The following is a 25,494-nucleotide window of genomic DNA, read 5'->3' as shown; positions in this document are numbered from 1 at the left end:
TCGTCAGCGCCCGCAGGTCGACGCGTGGGCGTGCCAAGGACGAATGAAATCGGCGGGCGTGGGTACGGGGCGGCCATGAGCGATGCACAGCCGCCAGTCACCGTCACCGAGGTCGAGCGCGTCACCAACCAACGTCGCACGACCGCCGGAGTGGCGCACGACGTCCACGTCACCCTCACGGGCCCGCTCACGGTGGACCAGGCGGAGGAACGACTGCGTGCGGACTGGCCGCACCAGTCCAGCTGGCCGCTGACCTTCGAGTCGGCCGGGGCCGACGCGGCTCCGAAGGTGGTCCTGCGTTGGGTGCCTGACGACCGGCAGGACGAGGCCGTGGAGGCCCTCCGCGACGCTCTGGACCGGCTGCAGCGGTCCTGAGATCGACCCACTGCAAGACCGGACCACCTGGTCGCACCCTGGGCGCGTCGCGGTCCGGGTCCGTGCCGAGTCCGTGTCGGGTCCCGGATCGCCGGGTCCTCGGAGCCCTGAACGTCCACTCAGCTGAGGCGGCCATGGCTTGCATTGGCTCCCGCCGCCCCTACCATTGAATGTCGCCTGCCCGGACCCGCAGGTCACGGTCGATGGCCACCGTCCGGGTCCAACAGCGTGGCTCAGGTCCTAGGCCATCCGGGCGACGTCCCGCTTTCAAGGGGAAGTCCGACGACGTCGACCGAAGCGGTGCCCCCTCTCGCGCGAGTGGGGGCACCGCTGCGGCCTCTGTGACTCCTCAGGATCCTCTAAGGCCGCAGACGTAGCGTCGTGGTCTGTGGAACCGCGCCCAGACCTCGAGGTGGCGCGTGACCGCGTGCCTGTCCTCACCCGACGTGCCATCCTGTCGGCGGGCCTGACGGGAATCTCGGGTGTCGCGCTCGCAGGCTGCAGCCTTGCGCCAGGTACCAGCCCGCCCTCCGCCAGGGTGCCGAGCCGGGACGCGCAGGGCCCGAGCCAGCAGCCGCCGTCGAGCGGATCGCCCTCCCGCGCTGCGGGACACACCTCCCCGACCGCCGGTTCGGCTACTCACCCCGATGGACCGCCGCGCCTGGCCATGACATCCGGGCCTGACATCACCCACGGACCCACCACCGCCCGCCAGGTGGCCCTCACCTTCCACGGCCAGGGTCCCGTCGGGATGGCCCGCGAGATCCTCAGCGCATGCGCCCGTGCCGATGCCGCCGTGACGGTGTTCGCCGTTGGCACCTGGCTGGACCAGAACCCGCACCTCGGCGCCGAGATCGTGGCGGCCGGGCACGAGCTCGGCAACCACACCTGGAGCCACCAGCAGATGAAGCAGCTGACCCGGGCGCAGGCTGTGGCTGAGGCCGTGCGCGGAGCCCAGGCCTTGGAGGCAGCCGTGGGCACCGCCGGCTGGTGGTTCCGCCCGTCCGGAACCCAGCACAGCACCGCCACCATCCGCGCTGCCGCAGCCGCAGCCGGCTACCACCGCTGCGTCTCCTACGACGTGGACCCCGAGGACTTTCGAGACCCCGGCGCCACAGCCGTTCGGGACCGCACGCTCAGGTCCGTGCGCCCGGGCTCGATCGTGAGCCTGCACTTCGGCCACCGCGGCACGGTGGACGCGCTTCCCGCCATCCTGACCGGCTTGCGCACCAAGGGCCTTCACGCCGTCACCCTGTCGACCCTGCTGCGGGACGCATGATGCGAGCCGAGCCTGCGGTGGGACCCCGACCTCGGGCCCTCCGATCCATGGCCCACCGAATCACCCTGATCAGCAGCGCCCTGACCCTGGCGCTGGTCATCGTCACAGGGGTGGCGGCCTGCGCCTCCCGCCCAGCCACGCGGCATACCTCGTCGTCCCTCGTGGGGGCCACCGTCTCGTCGTCTCGCGCCACAGGCGCGGCCCCCAGGGCAACCGCCCCGGTCGATGCCAACGGCGGGACGCCCCCTGCCGCAGCTCTACCCAATGTGTATGCCGCGGCCGGCGCCGGGGCGCTCGGTCCAGCGGCCCTCGCTGCGCGGCCGATGGTCTACGTTCCGAACACGTTGAGCAACACCGTGCAGCTGATCGACCCCCGCACGTACCGGGTCGTCGGACGGTTCCGCACGCCGCGGGAGCCGCAACACGTGGTGCCGTCGTGGGACCTGAAGACGTTGTGGGTCAACGCGGACCAGGGCAACAGCCTGACCCCGGTCAGTCCGGTGACGGGGACGGCGGGCCGACCGGTGCACGTCGCGGACCCCTACAACCTGTACTTCACCCCGGACGGGAAGCACGCGCTCGTCATGGCAGAACGGCTGCACCGCATCGACGTCCGCGACGCCCACACCATGAGGCTCCAACGCTCGCTCGCGGTGCCGTGCGCCGGCATCAATCACGCCGACTACTCGGCCGACTTGTCGTTCCTCGTGGCGAGCTGCGAGTTCAGCGGCAAGCTCGTCGTCATCGACAAGGCGGCGACCAGGGTCCGGCAGGTCATCGACCTCAACACCGTGAAGACGCCCGGAGCCACGTCACCTGGCGAGGCGATGGCGATGCCGGGCAGCCCCAAGAACGGGTTGCGCCCCGGTGCCAGCTCAATGCCCCAGGACGTCCGGCTCGCCCCTGACGGCCAGCACTTCCTCGTTGCTGACATGCTGCGCAACGGCGTGTGGGTGGTCGATGCCCGCACCCTCAAGGTCGCGCGGTTCATCCACACCGGGCTGGGCGCGCACGGCTTGTACCCTTCGCGCGACGGCAAGCAGGTCTACGTCTCCAACCGCGACGCGGGCACGATCGCGGTCCTCGACGCCGTCACGCTCGCGACCGCGGCCGTGTGGAGGATTCCCGGGGGCGGGTCGCCGGACATGGGCGGGGTGACGGCCGACGGGTCGCAGCTGTGGCTCGCAGGGCGCTACGACGCCGTGGTCTACGTATTCGACACCAGCACGGGCAGGCTCCTGCACACGATCGCCGTCGACTCAGGACCACACGGCCTGTGCGTCTGGCCGCAGCCCGGCTTGTTCAGCCTGGGCCACACCGGCAACATGCGTTGACCGTTGACCCGGCTTTTCGCGATGGATCTACAGTCCTGCGTATGCCGCCCCCGCCCGCGAAGTCGCGGGAAGGCGGCGGACTTCGCCGCAATTTCCCCGCGGATAGTAGACGCCGGTCGGGGCCTTTCGGGCACACCCAGGCGATCCGACGTGTTGATCAGCGCACGCGGCACTCCTCCGCGTCAGTGCGCCCAGAAGGAAGCGGCATCAGCCTGGGGCGCTTCAGAAGTGCTTCGCGGGGTCGGGCTTGACAGGGATGGGGTGCCGAGCCTTGGTCGGGGAGTGACATGTCGGCGCCCGAGAAGGCGTTGCAGGGCCAGACCCGTGACGAGTGCGACAGCGGTCGCCATCGCTCCCGCCGCGACTAATCCGACGAGGACCACCACAGCAGGTCGCTGGCCTGGGTGCCACAAGGGCGTGGCGATGAGTAGGAAGGCAACGAGACCCGCGAGCCAAGCAACCGCCGTGGTCGCGATCCACGTCCAAGCTCTGCCGACGTGTCGCCGCAGCTCCAGCCATTGGGCGGTGCCGATGGAGGCAAGCAGGACGAGCGCGGCGACCGTGCCGACCAGCACGACCGGCACGCGTGGCGCCTCCGTCAGCCGAGCCCCCATTGCGGACGGCAACATGCCGAGCATGTAGGCGAGTGCAGCCGCGGCGGCGGTCAGGAGGGCGAACCGCACTGTGCGCAACCTCGGAACGCAGGGGGCCAACGCGTGCGCTTGGGCAGCGCCGAGCAGCAGACCTTCCACAGCTCCAGCCGCCACCATCGTCGGGAGGGCCGCTCGGGGCGCCCATTCGGCGCTGACCACGCCGAGTACGGCGGGCGCGACGAAGCCGGCCATCTCCCCTGTGACAGTCCACCGAACCCACCGCCCGAGCAGCCGATGCGCGGAGCCTGGTGGGTGTGCTGCGACTGTCGGAAACGGGATCCCGCGCCCGCCCGCAAGCCTTCGGCGAGGGGGCGCCTCACTGGAATACCCAGAAGACACGCCGGGTATGACGCTGCTGCTGTTTCGGCCCCCTCGACTGCTGGTCACGTCGAGCACTGTGGGACGACCACGACCGGACATCCGGCCTCACGGAGCACCTTGCGGATGGTCGGTGAGCCGGCGAGATCCGGGCGCGGCCTGGGATGGCGAGAGCCGAGCACGATGAGCGCGGCGTCACGGGCCACCGCAAGAATGGCTGTGGCGGAAGGCTTGCGGATTGACACCCGGTTGACTTCGACGTCGGGGTACTTCTCCGTCCAGCCGGCCAGGGACTCAGCCGTGGCCGCCTCTTCGTTGCCGATCAGGGTGCGCCACTTGTCAGCGGGCGCGATGTTGCCAGCGAGTCCGATTCGGTCCGAGGGGTGCCATGCGTGCACAGCTGTCAGTCGCACGCGACGAAGGTCTGCTTGCTCGAACGCGAACCCGATTGCGTCATGGCAACCCCAGGACTCGTCGACCCCGACCACGATGCGCCGGGGGTATTCGCCTCCCGGGTCCGAGCGAGGGACGACGACAACCGGGCAGCGGGCCGACGCGGCCACGGCGCGTGCGGTGGATCCGAGCAGGGCGGCGGGCACCAGCCCTCCTGTCCCGTGGGCTCCGACGCACACCAATGCAGCCAGCCTGGAGGCGGAAATCAGCGCGGACGCGCCAGTCCCGGCGATGTCCGCCACGCGCACCCGCAGGCCTGGGGCCGTGACAGCGGCTCTCTGCGTGGCCCCCTCGATGATGGCCGCCCCGGCCTCATGCGAGCCCCGACGGCGCCCATGCGCGTGAACCAGGTGCAGGCCACGCCTTTCGAGCTGAGCGGTTTCGATCGCCCAGTCGAGGGCACTCAGCGACTGCTCGGAGCCGTCGAGCCCCACAACGACTGCTCTCTGTGCCACGGGCATGTTCATGTTTGTGTCCTGACCTGTCTGGTCGCGCGCCTTGTGGTGCGTTCAAGCCACCCTTCTGCTTCCGCTCTCAATGGCACAGGGCTTTTGGTCCCGGAGCTGTCCGTGCTCGCCGGAGCCGGGCTGATCCTCTTCGAAGCAGCTCGACGGCGGGATCCGCTCGGCTTGAAGGACGTTCGCCTCTGCCGATGCCGCCGAGCACGCCGGACCCTTGACCCATGACACCGGTCCGAACACGAACGTTGACCGCAGCCAACGCCGCGGCCCTGACGAACGGTCTCGCCAACCGGTTCCTGATCCCGCTGCTCAACAGCAGAGCAGGGGCACGCATTGGGCGTCGGCTGGCCGTCCTTGAGTACAGGGGGCGCCGCACTGGTCGGCACCACCGGCTCGTCGCGATCTACGGCACCGAGGGGCAGACCGTCCGCATCACCGTGGGCATGGCCGAGCACAAGACCTGGTGGCGCAACTTCGAGACCCCCCATCCTCTACGGCTGCGGCTGGCGGGCGTCGACCACGCCGCGTTCGCGCACGTGGTGCGCTACCGGGACCAGGTGACGGTCGTTGCCGAGCTGATGGAGCCCAACGATTCAAGGGGAGCCACTGGGCCTGGGGAAGGCGTCGGGGCGGACGGTCACGATCGTCGCTGACGAGCATCGGCAGGCCCGTGGGGTGCCGAACGTGTGCAGTATCCACACAGCATCACCTGCGAACAGGCCGCGGCACGGGGACGTATGGCCCTGTGCCCGCATCGGCCGTCAGGGCAGGTTGAAGGTCAACGCCCCCAGAATCAGGAGTGCACCATGAATCCCATCTCCCGCCCCATCATCGTCGGAGTCGACCTGTCCGGCACGAGTGACCTTGCCCTGGATTGGGCCGCCGCTGAAGCCGCACGACGCGCAGCTCCCCTCGTGGTCGTGCACGCCTACTCACCGCCGCCCTACCCCGCTATGCGCGCCGGAGCACCGGGCGGTACGGCGATCACCGGCCTGGACGAGACCTTCAAGAACGTCGCCGAGCGGGCGGTAGCCGCGGGCGCCGACCGAGCCCGGACTGCTCATCCGGGTCTGGCAGTCCAAACGATCATCCGCCTCGGACTTCCCGGCATGATCCTGGTCGAGGCCTCCAGCGACGCCGAGATGGTCGTCGTAGGGGCCCGCGGACTTGGTGCAGTCAAAGGCATCCTGTTCGGCTCGGTCTCAACTCATGTCTGCGCCCATGCCCACGCTCCTGTCATCGTCGTGCAGGAAGCCGCCTCCCACACCATCACCGACGCGCGGGTGGTGGTTGGCGTGGACGGGTCCGAGACGTCACAGGCGGCCTTGGCCTTTGCCTTCGCTCAGGCCTCCTCTCGCGGTGTCGGGCTCACCGCCGTGCACACCTGGCTGGTCGACGGGGTTGAGGGAGCTTCGGCCTCCTTGACGTGGTCGGTCGACGGGGCACAGCTCGAGGAGCAGGAGCGTTCCGTTGCCGCCGAAGCCCTGGCCGGGTTTGGCGAGCAGTACCCCGACGTCGATGTGAGACGCCACGTCGCCCAGGGTCACCCCGCCGCCGAACTCGGACGGCTGAGCGAGAACGCCGCACTGCTCGTGGTCGGCACCCGCGGACGCGGCACGGTGTCGGGGTGGCTCAAGGGGTCCGTGTCGCAGGCGGCCCTGCGCGCAGCGCGCTGCCCGGTCGCGGTGGTCCACGCGGAGACCCCTGAGGACAGCCACACCAACGAGCGCCAAGGCGGGGGCCGCGAACGCCACGGCCTGCACCTGCCTGTGCCTCCCGTGCGAGAACGCGTCTGAGCCGGCCCTGATCAAACCAACAGCTCCCGCCGGAGAAGCCCACCGGCAGCTGCGGCTTTGGTCTTCCACGCCCAAGGCGATCACCCGACGAAGGACCCGTGGCACCCGGATGTCGGGACCTACGACCCTGCTGCGCGGCTTCCGATGGTCGCAGAGTGGAGCTGTCAGCACACCGCAGTCAGCGGCGAGCGGCCCCAGTTGGGAGAGCCACCATGAGCACCATCAGCCGATCGCAGACCGATCAGGAGCGCGGCACCACGAGCCAACCGCTGGTGGCCAACGCCGACACGACGGTCAGCTCGCAAGTCCTGCCCTACGTCCTGGGCGCCATCCGCCTCAGCCTCGGCTGGGTCTTCCTCTGGGCCTTCCTGGACAAGGTCTTCGGACTCGGCCACGGGACGCCCACCAAGGGTGCTTGGATCAACGGCGGACACCCGACCATGGGCTTCCTGAAGAATGCGGCGACCGGACCGTTCGCCGACTTCTACCACGGCATCGCCGGCGCAGCGTGGGCAGACTGGCTGTTCATGCTCGGCCTGCTCGGCATCGGTGTGGCCCTCATGGCTGGCGTGGCCATGCGGTTCGCCGCCTTCGCCGGAGCCCTGCTCCTGGTCCTGATGTGGACCGCGGTCCTGCCCCCCGAGAACAACCTCTTCATGGATGACCACCTCATCTACGCCATGACCCTCGTGGCGCTCATGTTGCTCGGCGCCGGCAAGGCGCTCGGGTTCGGCCAGCAGTGGGAGCAGCTGCCGATCGTGCGCCGCTACGCCTTCCTGCGCTGAACGCACCCCTCCCCGCGCACCTCCTGAGCCCGCAGCTCCGGAGGTGCGCGGTCGTTCCTCGTACAGCTCGGAAGTACAGCAGCGATGCGGGCCCTGCTGATGCGGTCGGACACCCGTCTCCGCGCAGGTCATCGGCGTGGGGGTCCGACCGTCACGGCCTTCGGCACCTGCATTTGCCCACTGATCATCGACGCCGGCCGGCGTGAGTCATGGCGGGTCCGCGTCTCCTGGGCCGGACTCGCGCATACCGGATCGCGCGCGTCTGTAAGTTCCAGAGATGTCATGTCGCCACCCTGTCCCGGCGCACCTCGGGGCGTCGCCGGAGGGGCAGCGCCGCACGCGTCGAAATCGACTCTGCGGGAGTGAGCGGTGGCATTGAGCTGGACGCTCATGGTCGTGGCAGCCCTGTTGGTCGGGTTCGCCAAGACGTCCATCGGTGGCGTGGCCACGATCGCCGTCGCGTTGTTCGCCTTCTCGCTCCCGACGCGGGAGTCGACTGCAGCCCTGCTCCTGCTGCTGCTCGTCGGTGACTGCGTGGCCGTGTGGCACTACCGCCATGCTGCCGACCTGCGGCTCCTGCGGACACTGATCCCCGCCGTCTTGCCGGGACTGGTGCTCGGGTCCCTGTTCCTCAGCGCTGTGGACGACGCCGTCCTTCGTCACGGCATCGGAGTGATGCTCTTTGTCCTCGGCTTGCTGCAGCTGGTGATCCATCGCGCGGAACGAGAGTTCGCGACACACGCGTCGTCCAGGTGGGCCAGCCTGTCGACCGGCCTGGCTGCGGGCTTCACCACCATGACGGCGAATGCGGCAGGGGCGGTCATGACCCTCTACCTGGTGGCGAGAGGAGTCGACAAGCGACGCTTCCTGGGGACCAACGCGGTGTTCTTCCTCGTGATCAACGTGTGCAAGGTGCCGTTCAGCGCCGGTCTTGGCCTGTTTTCGGGGGCAACCCTGGTGCGATCCCTCGTCCTTGCTCCGGCGGTGTTGCTGGGCACCTGGGTTGGACTTCGGACTGCCCGGCGCCTGAGCCAAGCCCACTTCGACAGGGCGGTCCTGGTGGCAACCCTGGTCTCGGCGACTGTCTTGATCGTTGCCTAGGCCGAGACGAGAGTCCGGTCGCTCACCCGTCAGGTGGATGGTGCGGAGTCGAGCCTGGTGAGGACATCCTCGATCCAGTCGGCGGTGTAGGCGCCGACGTGCGGGAGGTGGTCCAGCCCGATGTGCTCGGTCGCACCCTCGTCCGGTGTGAAGACGCGCAGCGTGCGCGACGAAGCATTGGTGGCCTGCTCGTAGGAGCGGTAGGCGAGCTCAGCAGGGATCTGTCGGTCGTTCTCCCCGTGGGTGATCAACAGGTGGCAGCGAATCTGTTCGACCACACCCTCGAGGGTGACTCCTTCTGCGTAGTCGATGAACGTGGGGATGTCCGAGTGTCCCCAAACCCACAGCACGTGCTCCCAGTAGTGGGGCACGGGGTTCTCGCCCTCTCGCTCCAGTCGACGCTTCTGCACGCCACCCCAGTTGTGGTTCGCCCCCCAGGCCACGGCGAAGGCCAGACGGTGCTCGAACGCTGCCGCCCGCGGGACGTAGTAGCCCCCCAAGGACCAGCCGACGAGTCCGATGCGGTCAGAGCGTACGTCGGCGCGGGTCTCCAGGTAGTCGACGCACGCCGACGCCCAACCCTCGGTCTCGATGCGGGCCGTGAGGCCTTGGAGGCGCAGCGCCTCCCCAGATCCCGGGCAGTCGACCTGGAGTACCGAGATACCTCGTGCAGCCATCTCGCTAGGCCACCCGGAGCAGTACATGTGCTCCTTGGTCGAGTCCAGCCCGTTCCACATGATCACGGTGGGCACCGGTGAACCGTCCGTGCTGGCGTTCGTGAAGTATGCCGGCAGGGTGGTCCCCTCGAACGGCACCTCCACTCGGGTGGTGGCGGGGTCGACCAGCTCGAAGGAGCGCTCCATCACCTCGAGGAGGTGCTTGTAGGTGGGGATGCGGTCGGGGGACGAGTTCGACAGCATCCGCTCGGCCTGGCAGAGATAGGCAGCCGAGCGGAAGTACTTCTGCCCTGCTGTGCGCTCGTGCCCGGCTGCCTCTGCCGCCTTGGCTTGGGACTCGAGCTGGTCAGCCACTGCGCGCCACGACGCCATGAACTGCTGTGTCCCGACGTCCGCACCCTTGTCGGCCAGGTCGCGGATCGGGCGGCAGGCGCGGTCCACCTCGTCGATCATCCCGCCCGAGTTGAGCGTGGCGACGACGCCGAGGTTCCAGATGTAGTTGCCAGGGAAGTACTCGAACACGGGTGTCCTCGTCTAGGTCGGTAGGAGTCTTACCCCGACTCTGCCGGTGCCACACGCTTGCGAAAACCCTGCATTGCTGATGCCCGGCATCGGTGACTCGTGGTTCCCGACCAAGCGAACCTCGGCTTGGCTGTGGACATGACCGAGACCCTGACCTCCTCCAAGTCAGCCATCAGCAACTCCGACGTGGCCGGCACGGGCATTTCGCTTGGCATCACGCTCTACTCACTGACCTCTGAGTGGGCCGCTGGTCAGTACACGTTCGAATCCCTGCTCGAGGAGGTCTCGCGGCAAGGCCTCGGACCCGGCGTCGAGTTCAACGCGGCGCAGATGCTGCGCACATACCCGGATGTCGACGAGGAGTTCGTCACGCTCTGGCACTCCACGATGGAGCGGCTCGAGCTGGAACCCAGCGCGATGGGTACCAACCTCGACATGGGACGTCGGGCCGACCGCGACATGACGCCGGACGAGGAGTACGACTTCCTGTCGATCCAGCTCAAGACCGCCCATCGCCTCGGTTTCAACCGGGTGGTCATCCGAAACGCAGGTCGAGAGCTCCTGCGGCGGCTGCTCCCCCTTGCGGAGAAGTACGACCAGCGACTGGGGTACGAGCTCCACGCGCCGGCAGGCCCCAACGACCCCAAGATCCTCGCCATCCGGGAGACCTACGAGGAACTCGGCTCGGACAGGCTCGGGTTCACCGCCGACTTCAGCTCCACCATGCACAGCCTCTCCCCCACCCTGTTCAGGACCCTGCGCACGATGGGCCTCGAGGATGAGCACCTCCAGGCCATGCAGGAGTTCTGGCGGGCGCCGCTGCCGATGCACGAGCGCAACGAGGCCTTCGAGGAGTACCTGCGGTCGCAGGGTGTCGACCCCAAGAGCCTGGGCCCGTTCTCGCGCCTCGCGTTCAACATGCACGGCTTGGTCCCACCGGAAGAGTGGCAGGACATCATGCCGATCATCTTCCACGTGCACACGAAGTTCTTCGACATCGACGAGCACGGCAACGAGCCGGCGATGGACCTCCCGCGAATCATCAAGCAGTTCGTGGACGGTGACTTCAAGGGCTACCTCTCGAGCGAGTGGGAGGGTCACGCCTTCGCCGACCTCGGCGAGTCGGACCCCATCGACCTGGTCAAGAAGCAGCACCACCTGATCCGGCGGTCCATCGAACAAGCCGTCGCCGACCGCAACGCCAACGAAACGCCGAGGTGACCCGTGGCCACTCACAACACCCTCTTCCAGCCCAACGACGTCAGGCTGCACCCCGACGGCCTCGCCATCTCGGTACAGCTGCCCTGGTACCGCTCCCTGTGGCTCTCGGCCGTCAAAGACGTCGCTGTCCGCGTCGACGGCCAGGACGTCCCGCGTGAGGACCTTCGGTTCGTCCTCCTCGACAGGGCCTACCGGGTCGACGAGCTCCCGGAGCAGTCGGAGACCCTCTGGTTCCTGCAGGACCGTGTCGATGTGGTGATTCCCTGGGAGCCGAGGACCCAGCCCTTCTCCCTCGAGCTCACCCTTGAGCTGCGACTCCTCTACATGCAGATCGCGCCCGGTCGCTACGTCCCCAACAGGGTCGTGGTCGAGAAGACGATCGATCCGGCAGCTCTCACGTCAGCGGCCTGAGGACTTCCGTGCCACATCGCGCGGGCGAGTGGGTCCTCGCTGCCAGCTCGTTCAACTGGACGCGTGACATCCTCCGCGCCTTCGAGTCGCCGTTGGACATCGTCGCGGGGACTGTGGAAACTCAGGTCTGCCCGGTCCTCGAGATCGAGGCGGGCCAGTGCTTCCGGTCGTTCCCCTCGATGGATCCGCACGAGGTGGGCCAGATGCGGCACTCTGTGGAAGCCGCAGGCGCTCGTGTCAGCATCGTGGGACTCGGTCTCGACGACTGGCTGACGCCCACGGAGCGCCGCACCGAACCCGAGCGGGCGGCATACCTGACTCCTCAGCTCCGCGCGGCGAAGCAGCTCGGTGCTTTCGGCGTGCGGCTGCCGTTCGGCCAACCGAGCCGCCCACTTCTCGTCGAGCTGCTCCCGCTCCTGCACGAGCTGGACCTGGTGCTGTACCAGGAGATCCAAGGGTCGCAGGGCCCCGGCACGGCCGGGTACGACGACGCCATGGAGACACTCGATTCGCTGGACGACTCGCGACTGGGCATCGTCCTCGACACCAGCATGGTCACACCTCGACTACCGGTGAGCTACCTGGAGGCCTTGGGTCGGGCCGACCTGCCCGCCGGCTTGCTCGAGCGGGTCACGACGGAGTGGGGAAGCCCAGAAACCACAGCCGCCGTCCGGGACTGCCTGGCCGCGGGACAGGTCCCGCCTCACGCGATGGCGCTGTACATGACCATGGTCTTCCGCTTCGGGACGTGGACGGTCGGCGATCTCGAACCATTCCTGCCCCACGTCGGTGCCGTCCAGCTGAAGTTCTGGGACCTGGACGACGCCGACGGCAGGGTGACGCGTCCCATTGCCGAGCTCGGCGTCGCCCTGGACCGGCACGGGTTCGCCGGCACGTTGTGCAGTGAGTGGGGTGGGCACGACTGGTGGGACGGACCCGAAGCTGCAACCGAGATGACCCTGAAACACCTGGATCTCGTCGCCGACGTCCTAGACCTACCCACGGCGGCAACGGGACATCGACCCCAGGCGGAGCGGGTCTGAGATGGGTTGGGAGCTTCGCGAGGACGCACTCGGTGTCGACCCCAGTGGGTTCTCGCTGCGAGTCGGCCTTCCCTGGATGAGGTCTCTTCCGGTGTCCTGTGTGTTGCACCTCGCCGTAACGATCGCCGAGCAACCCGTGAGGGTTGAGGACTTGCAGGTTCGCATCGGAGGACAGGACCGAGACCTGGTCGACCTGCCACGCTCGGACCAGTGGTGGTTCCTCCAGGACCGACTCGTGATCACCGGGCCGGTGGAGGTACAGCCCGGGCACGAGTACGAAGTCGAGGTGTCGATGCAGCTCCTGCTGCCGTACCTGAGCGCGGGCCCGGGGAAGGCTGCGGTCCTCCCGTTCCATCTGCGCAGACGACTCCGGGTGGGCGACGGCACAAACCCGGGCACCTTCCGCGACGTCTCCTGAAGGGCGCTCTAAGCTGGCTGGGCGACGCTGCCCACGAGGACGCCAAGGCGTTCGACGTCGATCCGAACCTCATCGGCGGGCTCCAGCGGAGGCGGGTCCTGGCGGCCGCGACGACCCCACAGCTCCGCCAAGCAACCGCCACCACCCGTGGTCCCGGACGCCAGCAGGTCGCCGGGTACGACCAGCGAGTCGCGTGAGGCGTAGGCGACCATCTGGGCGAAGGTCCAGTTCATGTTCGACAGGCGGTCGTGCCCTACCGGTATGCCGTTGACCGTGACCTTGCAGTCGAGGTCCAGGAACCCCGCCGGGGTGTGCAGTTCGTCGACCTCATCGGCGGTGACGACCCACGGCCCGATGGAGGTTGCGAAGTCCTTGCCCTTGGCCGGCCCGAGACCGACCTTCATCTCGCGGGACTGGATGTCGCGCGCAGACCAGTCGTTCATGATCGTGTACCCGAAGATCGAGTCGTGCGCCTGCAACTCGTCGAGATCGGTCCCGCCTCGGCCAAGGACGCACGCCACCTCCAGCTCGAAGTCCAGGGCCTTGCAGTCCTTCGGCCTGGGGATGGCCGCACCAGGGCCGTAGAGAGCGTGCGGGTTCGTGAAGTAGAACGTCGGGGCGTCGTACCAGGCGTCCGGGACCCCCGACACGCCGTCGACGCTCTTGCGAACGCCCTCCACGTGGGCCTCGAAGGTGACGAAGTCCCGGATGCTCGGTGGCCGATAGGGGAGCTGCAGGGTCACCGTGTCGAGGCGCACGCCGGCCCCGCGCCGCGCCTCGGCACCGATCGCCAACGCGGGCTCCAGTCCTCCGGCAATGAGGGCACCCACGGATGGGCCGTCGGGGAGCGGGAACACCATGTCATCGTCGACGACCGCCGCCACGGTCGGCCCGTGCGGCAGCCGGACGCTGGCCAGCTTCACGCGTCAGACCGGCGGGGGGACGAAGACACCGTGGTCAGGATCGTTGAACGACTCCCGGGCGATCAGCTCGCTCATCGGGTCAGCGGTGCCCCACTGGTCCTGGTTCTTGGGGTCTGAGATGTCGTAGACGCTGGGGTGCCACTCATCCGTCTCCAGTCTCTCGAGCTCGGTGGTGTACTCCATCGTGTTGCCACTCGGATCCAGGAAGTAGGAGAACGTGTTGTTCCCGGCGAGGTGGCGACCCGGACCCCAGACCTTCTTGATGCCAGCTCGCATGACACGGCCCGTGCCACGCATGTACTCGTCCAGGCCACGCAGCTCGAAGGAGACATGGTGGACGGAGGTGTGGGGGCCGCGAGCGATCGCCAGCGAGTGGTGCCAGTCGTTGCACCGCATGAAATGCATCATCTCGCCCATGTGGGGACTCGACAGGCTGTCGCTGTGCTTGAAGCCGAGATGCGTTTCGTACCAGGTCTTTGTGGCTTCGATGTCATTGCTGTTGACGACGAAGTGGGAGAGGCGGACGGGGATGGCCTCTCCTTCCTCGATCGCCCGGTGCTGCCGCGTCTCGACGTCGGTCGAGATCTCGACCGTACGGCCGTCCCCATCGAAGAAGCGAAACCCGTACCCGGAGCCGGCGGTCTGCAGCTCGCCCGGCTCACCCACCAGCTGGACGCCTGCGGACCCGAGCTTCGCGGCGAGCGCGTCAACGGCCTCACGGGACTCTGCCCCGAACGCCATCAGATCCAAGCGCTTCTCCGTCGAACGACGAAGCCGCACGACGTACTGCTCGGGCGAGCCTTCCGCCGCCAGGTATGAGAGGTCCCCATCGGTGCCGACCTCGCTGAGGCCCCAGGTGTCGCGGTAGAACGCCCGCTGGGTGTCGTAGTCCGGCACCGCGAGGTCGACGTGGCGCAGGTGGGTGATGCCGAATTCGTTGACGTTTCCGCTCATGGCTGGGGATCCTTCTCGATCGTTGCGGGCCGGGGGGTGTCGCTGGTGGGGCGGCGTGGGTTGGGCCCCTGCGCAAGGCCGGCCAGATCGGCTGCGCGGGCAGCCTGACGCGGTACGCGGAGGTCCCGTGGGACCCGTCGCCGTACGCCTTGGACGGGGGGAACCGATCCGTATCGTCGAACGATGCGGTTCTGGATGCTGCCTATGCCCTCGATGGTCATCTCGACGACGTCGCCGATCCTCAATGCGGGCGGTTCGATGTGGCCTGCTCTGGCCCAGGCCTCGGCCAAGGATCCGGAGGAGCACGTGCCGGACGTCAGCACCTCTCCCCTCTTGACCCAGGACGCACGAGACGCGTGGGAGACCAGCTGCTCGAACGTCCAGCTCATGTGCCCGGACACGTCCGCCCCGACACGCCTTCCGTTGACGCTGACCGACATGGCAAGGTCCAGGAACCCTTCGCCGTCAAGGTGCTGCTCGAGCTCGTCCGCCGTGACCACCCAGGGGCCGACCGTGGTCGCGAAGTCCTTTCCCTTGCTGGGGCCGAAGTTCACCCGCATCTCGGACCGCTGGACGTCCCGAGCCGACCAGTCGTTGACCACGCAGTAGCCCCCGATTGCGCTTCGCGCCTTCTCGGGCGTTTCGTTACGGACGTCGCGGCACACGATGGCGCCGAGCGACAAGCCGAAGTCGAGCAGCTCGGTCCCGGGTGGATAGGGGACGTCGTCGTATGGCCCCACCACTGAGTGGGGGGCCATGAACTGGAACACCGGGGCGGCATACCACTCTTCGGGGACCCCAGGTGTTCCCAGGGCGAGCTGCATGCCCTCGACGTGTGACTCGAAGGTCAGGAAGCCGCGCATCGCGGTCGGGTAGACCGGGGGCAGCAGCACGACCTCGTCAGGGCGCAAGCCGTCAGCCTGGGCGGCCTCATCGGCAGCCGATTCGCGCTCCTCCAGGTCGGCGGCCAACAGGGGAACGAGTTCCACCCCCTCGGGGAACGGGTGAAGCCACCACTGTCGACCGTCGCCGACGACGAGCCCGACGCGACGAGTCGTCTCGGCGTCCTCGACATACCTAAACGCAGCAAGTTTCACGGCTTCGGCTCTTCATGTCGTGCCTCGGTTCCACCACGGTGCGGACGGGTACGGAGGCTGTTTGTCGTTGGGGTTGTTCGTGTTTCATCGTCAAGCAGGGCTGCTGAGCAAGTGAGCGACCTGCGCCATCAGGCCAGGCACATCACCGCGCTCATGGTTCAAGAGCCACTGGGAAAGCTGCAGTGACGCCTCCACGATGGTTTTCGCTCGGGGCAGTCGACGCTCGACGAACTGGTTCCAGAGCTCTTCCGTGACGGCATCAGAAGCCAGAAGCAGCTCGGCCAGTACGGCCGCGTCCTCGAGCGCCTGGGCTGCGCCCTGGGCGAGCGTGGGGGGGCAGGTGTGCACTGCATCCCCGATGAGGACGACGCGGCCCCGGTTCCAGGGAGCGGCCAGGACATGCGTCTCGAATGCCGTGTAGTTGACCCGAGACGGATCGGTCATCCCGGCGCGGATGTCGTCCCAGGGGCCGTGGTAGGCCTCGGACAGCCCGCGCATCACGTCAAGTGACTCCTCTGGGGTCAGACCCGAGCGGTCCTGCCAGTCCTCTACCAGGTAGGCGTACAGCGTTCCCTCACCCGTGGGGCAGTAGCCGGCGATGTAGCACGGGCCTCCGTAGACGAGGTCGGTACGCGTCACTGATGGGGGTCGCGGAGCGAAGACCCGCCAGATGCCCATCCCGGTGCCTCGAGGCTCCAGCTCGATCCCGAGTGCCTTGCGAGTGGCCGACCGGACGCCGTCGGCCCCCACGACGACGTCGTACCTTCCGGCTGACCCGTCCGAGAACGTGACGTTCACGCCAGCTCCGTCGTCCACCAGCTCGGTGAAGGTCACGCCGAAGCGAACCTTGACTCCGACGTCGGTCGCCCTGTCGACCAGGATCTTCGCGAGCTCGGGCCGGTACATTCCGACGGTGGCTGGAAGGTCGGCTCCTCCCGTGCGGACGTCCTCGAGCTCCGCGACCAGGGTGCCGTTCGGATCCGGTGCACGGAGGCCCAGAGTGTCGAACGCGTAGCCGTGCTCGCCGACCTCGTCCCACACACCGAGTTCGCGCAGCACGCGAAGGGCGTTGCCCTGGAGGGTGATGCCGGAACCGAGGGCGCTGACGTCGGGCTTGACGTCCACCAGGTCGACCGACACGCCCCCCTCCGCCAGGAGGATCGAGACGGCCGTTCCGGCAGCGCCTGCTCCGATGACCAGCACGTTGGAAACGGCAGGCATGTTCTTCTCCTTCGTGAGAGTGGCGGTTCGCAGACCAGCGTCGGGCCGATCAGAAGATGCAGGAAGAGGATGGTTGCGATGCGGGTCATTCGTCCCACTGATCGAGCGTCACTCGCTGGGAGCGTCGGTCAGCTCTTGATGCCGCCGCTGAAGCCCTGGATGAACTTCTTCTGGGCGAACACGTAGAAGATCAGGATCGGAACCATGGAGATGAGCACCACGGCGAAGATGAGGTTCCACTGGGAGACCAGCGATCCGACGAAGTTGTACATGACCACCGGCAGGGTTTGCGCGTCGGAGCCGTTGAGGAAGATCAAGGGCGTGAAGAAGTCGTTCCAGACGATCAGCCCCGCCAAGATCGCGACCGTCCCCGTTGCCGGCCCCATCAGAGGGAAGACGACCTTCGTGAAGACTTGGAAGGGAGACGCGCCATCGAGCATCGCGGACTCCTCGTAGTCCCTGGGTAGCTCACGGAAGAACCCGGCATACAGGAAGACTGCAAGCGGGAGGAGAACCCCCCAGTAGATGAGGATCATCCCGATCCGCGAGCCGACGAGCCCGACCTGTTGCGCGCCGACGTACAGGGGCAGCACGCCGAGCTGGGTCGGCAGGACGATGGCCACCAGGAAGAGGTAGAAGGCCCTCCTGCTCCAGCGGCTCGTACTCCGGATGAGGACGTAGGCGGTGAGCGACCCCAGTCCCACCAGGCCGGCGATGCTGCCCGCAGTGATGATCAGGCTGCTGAGCAGTCCCTTGAGAATCTGGCCAGATGCGCTGCTCGAGGGCGACAGCAGGGTTTGGAAGTTCTCCAGCGTCGGAGACTTGGGAGGTGCGATCGCCGCCGAGGTGAGGATCTCCTCCCCGGGCTTCAGGGACGTCGTGACCAGGATCCAGAACGGCATCAACAAGGCCAGGGCAGCCAGCACGACGACAATCTCGAGCGCCAGGGTGCGTTTGGTGTAGCGGAACATGGCTGCTGCTCACGCCCTCTCACGAGTGGCGAACTGCTGCAGAACCGAGAACACGAGGATCAGCAGGCTTAGCAGGAGCGCAAGCGCTGCTCCGAAGCCGAACTTCCCGAAGGCAAACGTCTGCTTGTAGACCTGCGTGGCAAGGGTCTCCGTCGCCCCGGCAGGCCCACCCCCCGTGAGGGCCATGACCTGGTCGAAGACACGCAGGCCCTGGATCAGGGTGAGGGTCGTCGCGATGCCGACAGCCGGCCGGATCGTCGGCAGCACGACGTGCCGTAGACGCTGCCAACGGGTGGCACCATCGAGCGCTGCCGCCTCCTCGATCTCGATCGGGACCGTTGCCAGACCGGCCAGGTACACGACCATGACGAAACCGATGTTCTGCCAGATCATCACCGTCAGGATCGAGCCTTTGGCAAGGAGTGGCTCCGCGAGCCATTGGTGCTGCAACGACGTGAGGCCGATGGACCCGAGCAGCTGGTTGAGTGGGCCGTCGAAGGCAAAGATGAATCCCCAGACGTACGACACCGAGATGGGCGCGAGGACGACCGGCATGAAGAGCAGGGTTCGAAGGAGGTAGCGGGTCTTGAGGTTGCGGTTGAGGGCCAGCGCAAAGGCCAGACCGAGCACATTCGAGATGACGAGGAACCCGAACGCGAAGATGAGCGTGTTGGCCAGCGACGAGAGGAGCTCGGTCCGCTGGAAGATCTCGCGGAAGTTGTCGAGACCGATGAAGTTGAACGACCCGACGCCCGACCAGTCGGTGAACGCGAAGAACGCCCCGCTGAGGGTGGTGAGGTAGATCGTCGCGATCAGCAGACCCACGCCGGGGGCGGCCCACCACCAGCGGCCGAACGTCAGGCCCTGGTTGCCTTGCCTCTGACGGGTTTGCCTGCGGGACGGCTTGGGCGCCGTCCGTGCAGGGGTGCTGGTGGACATCGTCATGCTCTCGGAACTCCTCGACGGAACGTCAGCTCGGCGCGGCATCTGCCGGCGCCGCCGTGCGGGAATGAAGGTGCGACTCGATTCACTGTGACCCAGCCACTGCGTTCCGGAAAGGCCAGACCTGCGATCCAGCACATCACCGCGGCTGATGCGAGGACCGGCATCCGCTGCACTGATGCTGTTGATCGGCCGTCCGGCCTTCCCTCCAGCGCGCGGGGACGGCACAGTCGGGGGCGTTCGCAGCCGGTGAAACAAGGAGGAGCTCGATGCCCACCACGATCAAGCGTGGCGTCAGCCTGTACAGCTACCAGGAGGAGTTCTTCCTGAGGCAGATGTCGCTCGAGGACTGCGTGGCTCACGTCGCCGCGGTCGGTGGAACAGGCGTCGAGATCATCCCGGAACAGTCGATTGTCGGTTACCCGCAGCTCAGCCCGGAGTTCCTGGAGCAGTGGCATGGCTGGCTGGAACGCTACCGAGTCGAGACGAGCGCCACCGACCTGTTCCTCGACACCAAGCGCGTCCCCGGTCAGTGGCTCACGCGCGATGAGCAGGTCGCTTCGGTGCGCCAGGACGTCGACATCGCGGTCGCCCTCGGAGCACCAGTCATCCGCGCGATCATCAACACCCCGCCGGAGGTGATGCGCGACGCGGCCTCGTACGCCGCGGACCACGGGGTCCGGCTCCTGCTCGAGGTTCACGCGCCGTTCCACTATGAGCACCCGTGGATCCTCGAGCACCTCGAGGTGATGCATGCTGAAGGAGGTCAGGCCCTCGGCCTGATGCCGGACATGGGGACCTTCGTCGAGCGGTTCCCCCGAGTCGTCTCTGAGCGCGCGCTGCGCGACGGGGCGCGACCCGACCTCGTCCAGTACATCGTCGACCTCTACGACGACCACGGCGACACCCACGCGTTGATGGACATCGTTCACTACCGGGGCGGCGGTCCCGTGGAGATGGGCCTGGCCAGGCAGGCCACCCACTTCATCTTCCGCGACCCGCGGGAGCTGCTTCCGCACATGCCGCTCATCGGTCACATCCAGGCGAAGTTCTACGAGATGACCGACGACGCCACCGAATACAGCATCCCCTACGACCGGATCATCCCCGTGCTTGTCGAGGGCGCCTATGACGGCTATCTGTCCAGCGAGTACGAAGGCAACCGCCACATCCAGGATGCCTTCGAGGTCGACAGCCGCGAACAGGTTCGACGGCAGCACGCGATGTTTGCGCAGCTGCTCGGCGAGAACGACTGACACGAGGAGGCAGGCACCATGTTCGACAAGTACATCATCTGCGAGGACAGCCTTCGCCCCACCCAGACGCCGCAGCCGGGTGCGCAGGTCGAGGTCCGCCTCCCCTACTACCGCGGGCTGGGCCTGTCGATGGTCGAGGCGGTGGACGTGAGCGTTGACGGAGAAGCAGTCGACCCCCAGGTCACCACCTTCACAGTCCACGGCCAGACCTACCCGTTCTCCGACCTGGGCGCAGTCCTGGACGACCGCTGGGAGATGGGCGAGCGCGCCACCGTTGCCTTCCCGCTCGACCGGCCTCTCGCGTCCGGAGCTCACGACGTCGACGTGGCAATCCGCCTGCGCATCTCGTACATGCCGGTCCCCGGCGGGGGCCGCGACCGCAAGCGCCTCACGCTGCAGGACTGAGCCGGTGCGGCACCTGCCGCACCAGACGTGGGTCGTCGCCGGCGTTCGGTGCGCAGCGCCAGATGCTGCCTGTACCGTGCGAGTTGTGAACGTCGACTGCGGCCAAGCAGACTTGGAGTGTTGACCCTTGCCACGCAACGTCGATCTCAACCTGCTCCCGGCCCTGCAGGCCATCTTGGAAGAGCAGAGCGTCACCCGGGGAGCAGCCCGGCTGGGTCTCAGCCAGCCGGCAATGAGCGCCAGCCTGGGAAAACTGCGCCGTCACTTCCGTGACGAGCTGCTGACCCGTAACGGCAACGTCTACGAGCTGACACCACTGGCTCAGCAGTTGGTCGAGCCGACCCACACGGCAGTGCGCGCCGTCGGTCGCCTCTTCGCGAACGAAGGAGAGTTCGACCCGGCCACGGCCGAACGCGAGTTCACCGTCGTCATGTCCGACTACGCCACGGAGGCCTTGGCGCCGACCGTTTCCCGCTTGCTGCGTGCGGCCTCCCCAGGTTCTCGATTGCACATCAACTCGATCACTCCTCAGATCGTCGACACCGCGCCTGACTCCATGCGGACCCGTGACCTGATCGTCATGCCACACGGATTCCTCACGGGCCTCTCGCATCGTGATCTCTATGAGGATGACTGGGTCTGCATCGTCTCTGCAGACGACGAGTCCGCTTCGAGGCAGCTGACCATGGACGACCTGGCCAACCGCCCCTGGGCGGTCACCTTTCACCAGCGCACCGCCTTCACGACGTCGGTCCAACAGCTCAGGATGCAGGGCGTCGAGCCGAACGTGGAGGTGGTGACGGAGAACTACCTGACTCTCGGCAGTCTCGTGGCCGGCACCAACCGGATCGCAGTGGTCCAGGAACGACTCGGTCGGATCCTGGAGCGCAAGGGAGAGGTACGGGTCCTGCCGCCACCTTTCGCCGCGGACCCGCTCGTGGAGACCATGTGGTGGCACCCGACCTACGACAACGACGCGGCGCACAAGTGGTTCCGCGATCTCTTCATCACTGCCGGCATCGAGATCACCTGAACAACCGAGATCACCTGACCAACAACGAGCCGGTGGGACAGGTCACTGTCCCACCGGCTTGGTTGGTTGCTGCGAGGGGTTCGACTCAGCCCCAGGCCTTGTCGAGGTCGTTCAGGACGTCGTCCACGGACTTCTGTCCCGTGAGCAGGCCGGTCACTCCGGACCCGAGCGCGTCGTAGACCTCGCCGTTTGGCCAGTCGAGCTGCGGGTAGTTGGCGATGTGCTTGGCGTCGAGGATGCTCTTGATCCCGTCGTACTGTGGCAGGACGGCCGACGTGTCGATGTCGCCCACGGGCAGGTCACCAGCAGCTTCCGCGGCCGTCTTGGCCTGAGCGGGCTGTGTCATCCACGAGAGGAAGTCCTTGACCAGCTTGGGGCTCTTGGTCTTGGCGTTTCCGGCGACAGCATCCGGCGTGCCGGCCATCAGGAAGGTGTCGACCCCCGCGCCGGGCATCGGGAGGACGACCAGCTTCACGGCCCCGTGCGTGGAGTCCATGATGTCCTTCGCGGCACCACCGGGGGCGGCAAAGCCAAACACCTTCCCCTGACCCATGCCGTTGGTCAGTGCGTCGAACCCGGCACCAGCAGCACCGTCCTGGAAGCACTTCTGGTCGTACAGCTTCTTGACGGTCTCGAGCGCGGTGCGCCAGCCGTCGCTGGTGGCGAACTTGACCTGGCCGGCCTTTCGCTTCTTGTTCCAGTCAGGGTCGACACCGTAGACCGTCGACGCCGCAACTGCCGTGGTGAAGATGCCCGTGTTGGGCGACATGGCGCCAGCAACGGCGAGCAGGGCCTTGCCCTTCTCGCGTGCCTTGCCGCACTGCGCGATCAGGTCGTCCATCGTCGAGGTCCCGGTCAGCACGACGCCGGCCTCCTTGGCGGCCACGTCGTTGTAGATGAGCCCAGCCGGCGCCAGGTAGACGGGGACGGCAAACGTCTTGTTGTTGAAGACGAAGAGGCTCTTGGCGTTCGCAGGGATGAACTTCGGGTCGATGTTGGCGGAGATGTCCAGGAGCTTGTTGGCCTTCTGGAGGGGCTCGACGGAGGCGGTCTGACCGCTGCCGGCGTTGATGAAGAAGACGTCCGGGCCGCTTCCGGCCGTCAGCTGCGTGGTGAGCGTCTGGTTGTACGACGCGAGGTTGATCGGGTTCGTCTTGATCGTGACGCCCTTGTGCGAAGCGACGTACTGCTCCGCAAGGGTCTGGTAGACGCTCTTGGCGTTCGGGTTGGCGATCTGGTACGAGAAGGTGATCGCCTGTGGTTCGGCTGCATTGGCCGCTGAGCCGTTGGAGGAGCTGCAGCCAGCCACGAAGGCCCCGAGGAGGACCGGGAGCGCGGCGGCGATGACGCGTCGTGAGTTCGGAGGTGTCATGAGGGTCTTCCTGGCTAGCTGTCAGCCGCTTCGAAGCGGTCAGACATGTGGGTGGTTGTGGCCACTGTCACAGAACACGGGTGGCGCTGGGAACTCCGGACTTGCGATCATCCACATCACTGACACTGATGTCGCAGTCGAGCTCAAGGGGAAGCGAATCACGTTGTCCTACAATGGTTTTCAAGAGAACCATCTCTCCGGCGAAACGCCTACGAGCCGCCCATCATGCGATGGCACATGGCGTGGTGCCGAGCGACCATCTCGAAGGCGTCCTGGTCCTCCACGTCGAGGTAGGCGTGCCCCTCCCATTCACTCGACATGGTGATCTCGCGGTCGGTCTCGGCGAAGACGTCGAGGACGGCCTGGTAGTCGATCGACGGCGAGGTGAGGTCGTCATCCACGTCATAGAACTTCCCGTGGACATGCCTCACCTGGGGCAGCACCTCGCGCCAGTCCTCCAGGTTCTCCCTGCCGAACATGGTGAAGACGAGCCTCGCCTGTCCCACGGGCAGCTCCGGCTCTCCGAGTGCCTTTGCCTCCTCGGCGAAGGCGCCGTACCTCTGGAAAGGCGGCCCCGGCGACTCCCAGGCACTGACGAGGGCATCGACGCCTTCCTCGGACAGACCCGCTGCACGGAGCTTGTCGAGCATTCCCGGCGGGATGGCCCGCATGCACGAGCTGAAGTCCGGAATGAAGCCGAGGTGCTCCGACCCGATCCGGTCGTAGGCTTCGCGGGCGGCCAGGACCTTGGGGGTGTTCGGGCCTTCCGGGGCGTGCACCTCCATACCCAGGTGAACGCCGGCCTTGGCCGCGATGGGTTCGAGCAGCTCGAGGACCGCGGGGGTCAGGCCCACCTGGGTACGAACGACCGGGAAGCCGAGCTCGCCGGCGAGCTCGATCTGCGGCCTCATGTACTCGACGCTTTCCTGGGTGTCCATCCAAGCGCCGGCACGACGGGCCACGTCGGCGTTGGAGGCAAGGGACGTGGGTTTGAGCTCGTTGCGGTCCAAGGCCTCCCTGAGCGTCTTGAGCTCAGCCTTGTCGACCTTGCCCGGAAAACCACGCAGGCTCTGGAAGCCGATGAGCTCCAGGCCGGGGCCGAGTCCGCGCCGGCCCACCTCGTCGACGAGCTCCGGCAGGGTGAAACGCCCCGCAAGCCACTCGTTCGTCATCGAGTAGAGGGTGACGCCCAGGACGATGCTCATTGGACCACGACCTTTCGCTCAACACGGGTCCGTTGTACGAGGGCTGTCTCCGGGCCGATGATGATGTAGGGGATTCGGGTGGCGAGGGTCAGCTCGACATCGAGTGCGTGGCCTGCGGGCAGTCTGTCCGGCTTGGCAACCAGGACCTCCAGCGCGTCCTGGACGAACCACTGCTCGTCGACCAGCTCCGCCAACTCGTCCAGCATGAGTTCGCGACCATCGTGCCGAACCCTCAGGTGCGCCCGGTCAACGACGTCGACTCCCAGGCGAAGGCTGATGTCTTCGAGGCACGACAACGGCAGGGACCGATACCACGGGAGGTGGACATCGATCTGATAGCCCTCTGGTGTGGCGTGCACGGCCTCACGCCGGAGCACACTGGCTTCAAGGGTCATGGTTGCCTCCTTGGTGGCGTCGAAGGACTCACGCGTGGGCCGCGACGGAGCGGATGTGCTTGACCGACTCCCCCGAGGGCACGGTGGGGAAGTACTCGAGCCCGATGGGGCCGGCATACCCCGAGGTGCGCAGCACGGCGAGCTGTGCCGCCCAGTCGACATCGCCGCTTCCCGGTTCTCCCCGGCCCGGGGAATCCGCGATCTGCACGTAGTCGATGAGGCCTGCGGCGTTGGCCAGCTCGGTCGCCGGGTCCTCGCCTTCGGTGATCGAGTGGTACAGGTCGTAGAGGATCCCGAAGGAGTCGGAACCCACTCCGCGAGCGACGACGACGGCGTCCGCCGTTCGGTCCGTCAGGGCGCCTGGGTGGTCGACGCGCGTGTTCACCGGCTCGAGGACCAGCTTCACGCCTGAGTCCTTCGTTCGCTCGACTGCCTGGGAGAAGACCTCGATGAGACGGGCGAGGTTCTGAGTCCGCTTCTGGCCCGGGAATCCGACCCCGGACCCGAGGACGATTCGCGGGCATCCGAGCTGGCGCGCATGTTCGATCCCGCGGTCGAGCCCCTCGAAGAAGGCGTCCAGCGTCTCCCAGGGAAGGGCGAAGTTCGTTCGCGGCTCAGCGATCACGGAGGTGAGGCTCACACCGGTCTCAGCCAGCGCCTTGCCCAGCGCGTCGACATCCACGGTGGACGTGCCCCACATCTCGACGGCGTCGAAGCCGGCTGCCGCCGCGGCGCGCACTCGCTCGGGGTGTTCGCCGGCTTCGGTGAACAGGAGTTCGATGTTAGGAGAGAGCTGGTACACGGTGGAGCCTTTCGTTGGACGCGCGAACGCGCGGGGTGTCGTTGACGGCACGGTTGGGTATGCCGTGGGTT

Annotated in this window: 27 protein-coding genes; 14 read left to right on the top strand and 13 right to left on the bottom strand. The window is 67.1% G+C overall.

The window, feature by feature from the left end:
- Positions 1-75: 75 nt before the first annotated feature.
- From AC1DWR_RS06745 to AC1DWR_RS06735, 3 genes are all read left to right on the top strand, one after another.
- Entirely contained in the window at positions 76-375 is a 300-nt protein-coding gene (locus tag AC1DWR_RS06745; protein WP_477613603.1) for a hypothetical protein, read from the top strand.
- Positions 376-1,042: 667 nt separating this feature from the next.
- On the top strand, positions 1,043-1,654 hold the full coding sequence (locus AC1DWR_RS06740) for a polysaccharide deacetylase family protein (RefSeq protein ID WP_477624019.1): 612 nt from the start codon (positions 1,043-1,045) through the stop codon (positions 1,652-1,654).
- 47 nt (positions 1,655-1,701) lie between these two features.
- Positions 1,702-2,988, top strand: a complete 1,287-nt coding sequence (locus tag AC1DWR_RS06735; protein ID WP_477624018.1) for a YncE family protein — start codon at positions 1,702-1,704, stop codon at positions 2,986-2,988.
- Between the two features lie 182 nt (positions 2,989-3,170).
- Here AC1DWR_RS06735 and AC1DWR_RS06730 read toward each other — a convergent pair whose 3' ends face one another.
- Together AC1DWR_RS06730 and AC1DWR_RS06725 are read right to left on the bottom strand one after the other, a co-directional pair.
- Entirely contained in the window at positions 3,171-3,833 is a 663-nt protein-coding gene (locus AC1DWR_RS06730) for a hypothetical protein (protein ID WP_477624017.1), read from the bottom strand.
- Positions 3,834-4,024: 191 nt separating this feature from the next.
- Positions 4,025-4,879 carry a universal stress protein gene (locus AC1DWR_RS06725; RefSeq protein ID WP_477624016.1) on the bottom strand — a complete coding sequence of 285 codons (855 nt, stop codon included), beginning with the start codon at positions 4,877-4,879 and terminating at the stop codon, positions 4,025-4,027.
- A gap of 215 nt (positions 4,880-5,094) precedes the next feature.
- Between AC1DWR_RS06725 and AC1DWR_RS06720 the strand changes: the two genes are divergently transcribed.
- The 4 genes from AC1DWR_RS06720 to AC1DWR_RS06705 all read left to right on the top strand — a co-directional run bounded on the left by AC1DWR_RS06720 (position 5,095) and on the right by AC1DWR_RS06705 (position 8,555).
- A complete protein-coding gene (locus AC1DWR_RS06720) occupies positions 5,095-5,526 on the top strand; it encodes a hypothetical protein (RefSeq protein WP_477624015.1) in 432 nt (143 codons plus the stop codon).
- Between the two features lie 153 nt (positions 5,527-5,679).
- A complete protein-coding gene (locus AC1DWR_RS06715) occupies positions 5,680-6,669 on the top strand; it encodes a universal stress protein (protein WP_477624014.1) in 990 nt (329 codons plus the stop codon).
- Positions 6,670-6,881: 212 nt separating this feature from the next.
- Positions 6,882-7,454 (top strand): DoxX family protein, encoded by a 573-nt coding sequence (locus AC1DWR_RS06710; RefSeq protein ID WP_477613607.1) that lies wholly within the window; start codon positions 6,882-6,884, stop codon positions 7,452-7,454.
- A gap of 369 nt (positions 7,455-7,823) precedes the next feature.
- Positions 7,824-8,555 carry a sulfite exporter TauE/SafE family protein gene (locus AC1DWR_RS06705; RefSeq protein WP_477624013.1) on the top strand — a complete coding sequence of 244 codons (732 nt, stop codon included), beginning with the start codon at positions 7,824-7,826 and terminating at the stop codon, positions 8,553-8,555.
- Positions 8,556-8,584: 29 nt separating this feature from the next.
- Here AC1DWR_RS06705 and AC1DWR_RS06700 read toward each other — a convergent pair whose 3' ends face one another.
- Complete coding sequence (locus tag AC1DWR_RS06700; RefSeq protein WP_477624012.1) at positions 8,585-9,754, bottom strand: alpha/beta hydrolase family protein; 1,170 nt, start codon at positions 9,752-9,754, stop codon at positions 8,585-8,587.
- Between the two features lie 138 nt (positions 9,755-9,892).
- Between AC1DWR_RS06700 and AC1DWR_RS06695 the strand changes: the two genes are divergently transcribed.
- From AC1DWR_RS06695 to AC1DWR_RS06680, 4 genes are all read left to right on the top strand, one after another.
- On the top strand, positions 9,893-10,975 hold the full coding sequence (locus tag AC1DWR_RS06695; RefSeq protein ID WP_477624011.1) for a sugar phosphate isomerase/epimerase family protein: 1,083 nt from the start codon (positions 9,893-9,895) through the stop codon (positions 10,973-10,975).
- Between the two features lie 3 nt (positions 10,976-10,978).
- The gene (locus AC1DWR_RS06690; RefSeq protein ID WP_477624010.1) at positions 10,979-11,386 is read left to right on the top strand and encodes a C-glycoside deglycosidase beta subunit domain-containing protein; all 408 of its coding nucleotides are present in this window, start codon (positions 10,979-10,981) and stop codon (positions 11,384-11,386) included.
- 8 nt (positions 11,387-11,394) lie between these two features.
- Positions 11,395-12,429 (top strand): restriction endonuclease subunit R, encoded by a 1,035-nt coding sequence (locus AC1DWR_RS06685; RefSeq protein ID WP_477624009.1) that lies wholly within the window; start codon positions 11,395-11,397, stop codon positions 12,427-12,429.
- Positions 12,430-12,580: 151 nt separating this feature from the next.
- Positions 12,581-12,847, top strand: coding sequence for a hypothetical protein (locus AC1DWR_RS06680; protein ID WP_477624008.1), 267 nt, complete (start codon positions 12,581-12,583; stop codon positions 12,845-12,847).
- A gap of 8 nt (positions 12,848-12,855) precedes the next feature.
- Here the strand turns inward: AC1DWR_RS06680 and AC1DWR_RS06675 are convergent, their stop codons facing one another.
- The 6 genes from AC1DWR_RS06675 to AC1DWR_RS06650 all read right to left on the bottom strand — a co-directional run bounded on the left by AC1DWR_RS06675 (position 12,856) and on the right by AC1DWR_RS06650 (position 18,958).
- On the bottom strand, positions 12,856-13,770 hold the full coding sequence (locus tag AC1DWR_RS06675; RefSeq protein WP_477624007.1) for a fumarylacetoacetate hydrolase family protein: 915 nt from the start codon (positions 13,768-13,770) through the stop codon (positions 12,856-12,858).
- A gap of 3 nt (positions 13,771-13,773) precedes the next feature.
- A complete protein-coding gene (locus AC1DWR_RS06670) occupies positions 13,774-14,724 on the bottom strand; it encodes a VOC family protein (protein ID WP_477624006.1) in 951 nt (316 codons plus the stop codon).
- On the bottom strand, positions 14,721-15,821 hold the full coding sequence (locus AC1DWR_RS06665) for a fumarylacetoacetate hydrolase family protein (protein WP_477624005.1): 1,101 nt from the start codon (positions 15,819-15,821) through the stop codon (positions 14,721-14,723). Before AC1DWR_RS06665 ends, AC1DWR_RS06670 begins: the two co-directional genes overlap by 4 nt.
- 90 nt (positions 15,822-15,911) lie before the next feature.
- Entirely contained in the window at positions 15,912-17,042 is a 1,131-nt protein-coding gene (locus AC1DWR_RS06660; protein WP_477624004.1) for an FAD-dependent monooxygenase, read from the bottom strand.
- A 128-nt stretch (positions 17,043-17,170) separates the two neighbouring features.
- Entirely contained in the window at positions 17,171-18,013 is an 843-nt protein-coding gene (locus AC1DWR_RS06655) for a carbohydrate ABC transporter permease (RefSeq protein WP_477624003.1), read from the bottom strand.
- A 9-nt stretch (positions 18,014-18,022) separates the two neighbouring features.
- On the bottom strand, positions 18,023-18,958 hold the full coding sequence (locus AC1DWR_RS06650) for a carbohydrate ABC transporter permease (protein WP_477624002.1): 936 nt from the start codon (positions 18,956-18,958) through the stop codon (positions 18,023-18,025).
- Between the two features lie 266 nt (positions 18,959-19,224).
- Between AC1DWR_RS06650 and AC1DWR_RS06645 the strand changes: the two genes are divergently transcribed.
- From AC1DWR_RS06645 to AC1DWR_RS06635, 3 genes are all read left to right on the top strand, one after another.
- Complete coding sequence (locus tag AC1DWR_RS06645; protein ID WP_477624001.1) at positions 19,225-20,211, top strand: sugar phosphate isomerase/epimerase family protein; 987 nt, start codon at positions 19,225-19,227, stop codon at positions 20,209-20,211.
- A gap of 18 nt (positions 20,212-20,229) precedes the next feature.
- Positions 20,230-20,616 (top strand): C-glycoside deglycosidase beta subunit domain-containing protein, encoded by a 387-nt coding sequence (locus AC1DWR_RS06640; protein WP_477624000.1) that lies wholly within the window; start codon positions 20,230-20,232, stop codon positions 20,614-20,616.
- 127 nt (positions 20,617-20,743) lie between these two features.
- Complete coding sequence (locus AC1DWR_RS06635) at positions 20,744-21,649, top strand: LysR family transcriptional regulator (RefSeq protein WP_477623999.1); 906 nt, start codon at positions 20,744-20,746, stop codon at positions 21,647-21,649.
- An 85-nt stretch (positions 21,650-21,734) separates the two neighbouring features.
- Here the strand turns inward: AC1DWR_RS06635 and AC1DWR_RS06630 are convergent, their stop codons facing one another.
- From AC1DWR_RS06630 to AC1DWR_RS06615, 4 genes are all read right to left on the bottom strand, one after another.
- A complete protein-coding gene (locus tag AC1DWR_RS06630; RefSeq protein ID WP_477623998.1) occupies positions 21,735-23,021 on the bottom strand; it encodes an ABC transporter substrate-binding protein in 1,287 nt (428 codons plus the stop codon).
- 209 nt (positions 23,022-23,230) lie between these two features.
- The gene (locus AC1DWR_RS06625; protein ID WP_477623997.1) at positions 23,231-24,226 is read right to left on the bottom strand and encodes a sugar phosphate isomerase/epimerase family protein; all 996 of its coding nucleotides are present in this window, start codon (positions 24,224-24,226) and stop codon (positions 23,231-23,233) included.
- Entirely contained in the window at positions 24,223-24,621 is a 399-nt protein-coding gene (locus AC1DWR_RS06620; RefSeq protein ID WP_477623995.1) for a C-glycoside deglycosidase beta subunit domain-containing protein, read from the bottom strand. The genes AC1DWR_RS06625 and AC1DWR_RS06620 overlap by 4 nt, the downstream gene beginning before the upstream one ends.
- A gap of 28 nt (positions 24,622-24,649) precedes the next feature.
- On the bottom strand, positions 24,650-25,423 hold the full coding sequence (locus tag AC1DWR_RS06615) for a TIM barrel protein (protein ID WP_477623994.1): 774 nt from the start codon (positions 25,421-25,423) through the stop codon (positions 24,650-24,652).
- Positions 25,424-25,494 lie beyond the last annotated feature (71 nt).

This window comes from Pedococcus sp. P2_E2, assembly GCF_056403955.1.
Note: the sequence above shows the minus strand (reverse complement) of the source record. Positions and strands in the feature narration are given on the sequence as shown.

What these genes read in the sequence shown, in the direction of transcription:
- AC1DWR_RS06745 (WP_477613603.1), top strand. Translation starts at nt 76, where the DNA reads ATGAGCGATGCACAGCCGCCAGTCACCGTCACCGAGGTCGAGCGCGTC.
- AC1DWR_RS06740 (WP_477624019.1), top strand. Translation starts at nt 1,043, where the DNA reads ATGACATCCGGGCCTGACATCACCCACGGACCCACCACCGCCCGCCAG.
- AC1DWR_RS06735 (WP_477624018.1), top strand. Translation starts at nt 1,702, where the DNA reads ATGGCCCACCGAATCACCCTGATCAGCAGCGCCCTGACCCTGGCGCTG.
- AC1DWR_RS06730 (WP_477624017.1), bottom strand. Translation starts at nt 3,833, where the DNA reads ATGGCCGGCTTCGTCGCGCCCGCCGTACTCGGCGTGGTCAGCGCCGAA.
- AC1DWR_RS06725 (WP_477624016.1), bottom strand. Translation starts at nt 4,879, where the DNA reads ATGAACATGCCCGTGGCACAGAGAGCAGTCGTTGTGGGGCTCGACGGC.
- AC1DWR_RS06720 (WP_477624015.1), top strand. Translation starts at nt 5,095, where the DNA reads ATGACACCGGTCCGAACACGAACGTTGACCGCAGCCAACGCCGCGGCC.
- AC1DWR_RS06715 (WP_477624014.1), top strand. Translation starts at nt 5,680, where the DNA reads ATGAATCCCATCTCCCGCCCCATCATCGTCGGAGTCGACCTGTCCGGC.
- AC1DWR_RS06710 (WP_477613607.1), top strand. Translation starts at nt 6,882, where the DNA reads ATGAGCACCATCAGCCGATCGCAGACCGATCAGGAGCGCGGCACCACG.
- AC1DWR_RS06695 (WP_477624011.1), top strand. Translation starts at nt 9,893, where the DNA reads ATGACCGAGACCCTGACCTCCTCCAAGTCAGCCATCAGCAACTCCGAC.
- AC1DWR_RS06670 (WP_477624006.1), bottom strand. Translation starts at nt 14,724, where the DNA reads ATGAGCGGAAACGTCAACGAATTCGGCATCACCCACCTGCGCCACGTC.
- AC1DWR_RS06660 (WP_477624004.1), bottom strand. Translation starts at nt 17,042, where the DNA reads ATGCCTGCCGTTTCCAACGTGCTGGTCATCGGAGCAGGCGCTGCCGGA.
- AC1DWR_RS06655 (WP_477624003.1), bottom strand. Translation starts at nt 18,013, where the DNA reads ATGTTCCGCTACACCAAACGCACCCTGGCGCTCGAGATTGTCGTCGTG.
- AC1DWR_RS06650 (WP_477624002.1), bottom strand. Translation starts at nt 18,958, where the DNA reads ATGACGATGTCCACCAGCACCCCTGCACGGACGGCGCCCAAGCCGTCC.
- AC1DWR_RS06645 (WP_477624001.1), top strand. Translation starts at nt 19,225, where the DNA reads ATGCCCACCACGATCAAGCGTGGCGTCAGCCTGTACAGCTACCAGGAG.
- AC1DWR_RS06640 (WP_477624000.1), top strand. Translation starts at nt 20,230, where the DNA reads ATGTTCGACAAGTACATCATCTGCGAGGACAGCCTTCGCCCCACCCAG.
- AC1DWR_RS06630 (WP_477623998.1), bottom strand. Translation starts at nt 23,021, where the DNA reads ATGACACCTCCGAACTCACGACGCGTCATCGCCGCCGCGCTCCCGGTC.
- AC1DWR_RS06625 (WP_477623997.1), bottom strand. Translation starts at nt 24,226, where the DNA reads ATGAGCATCGTCCTGGGCGTCACCCTCTACTCGATGACGAACGAGTGG.
- AC1DWR_RS06620 (WP_477623995.1), bottom strand. Translation starts at nt 24,621, where the DNA reads ATGACCCTTGAAGCCAGTGTGCTCCGGCGTGAGGCCGTGCACGCCACA.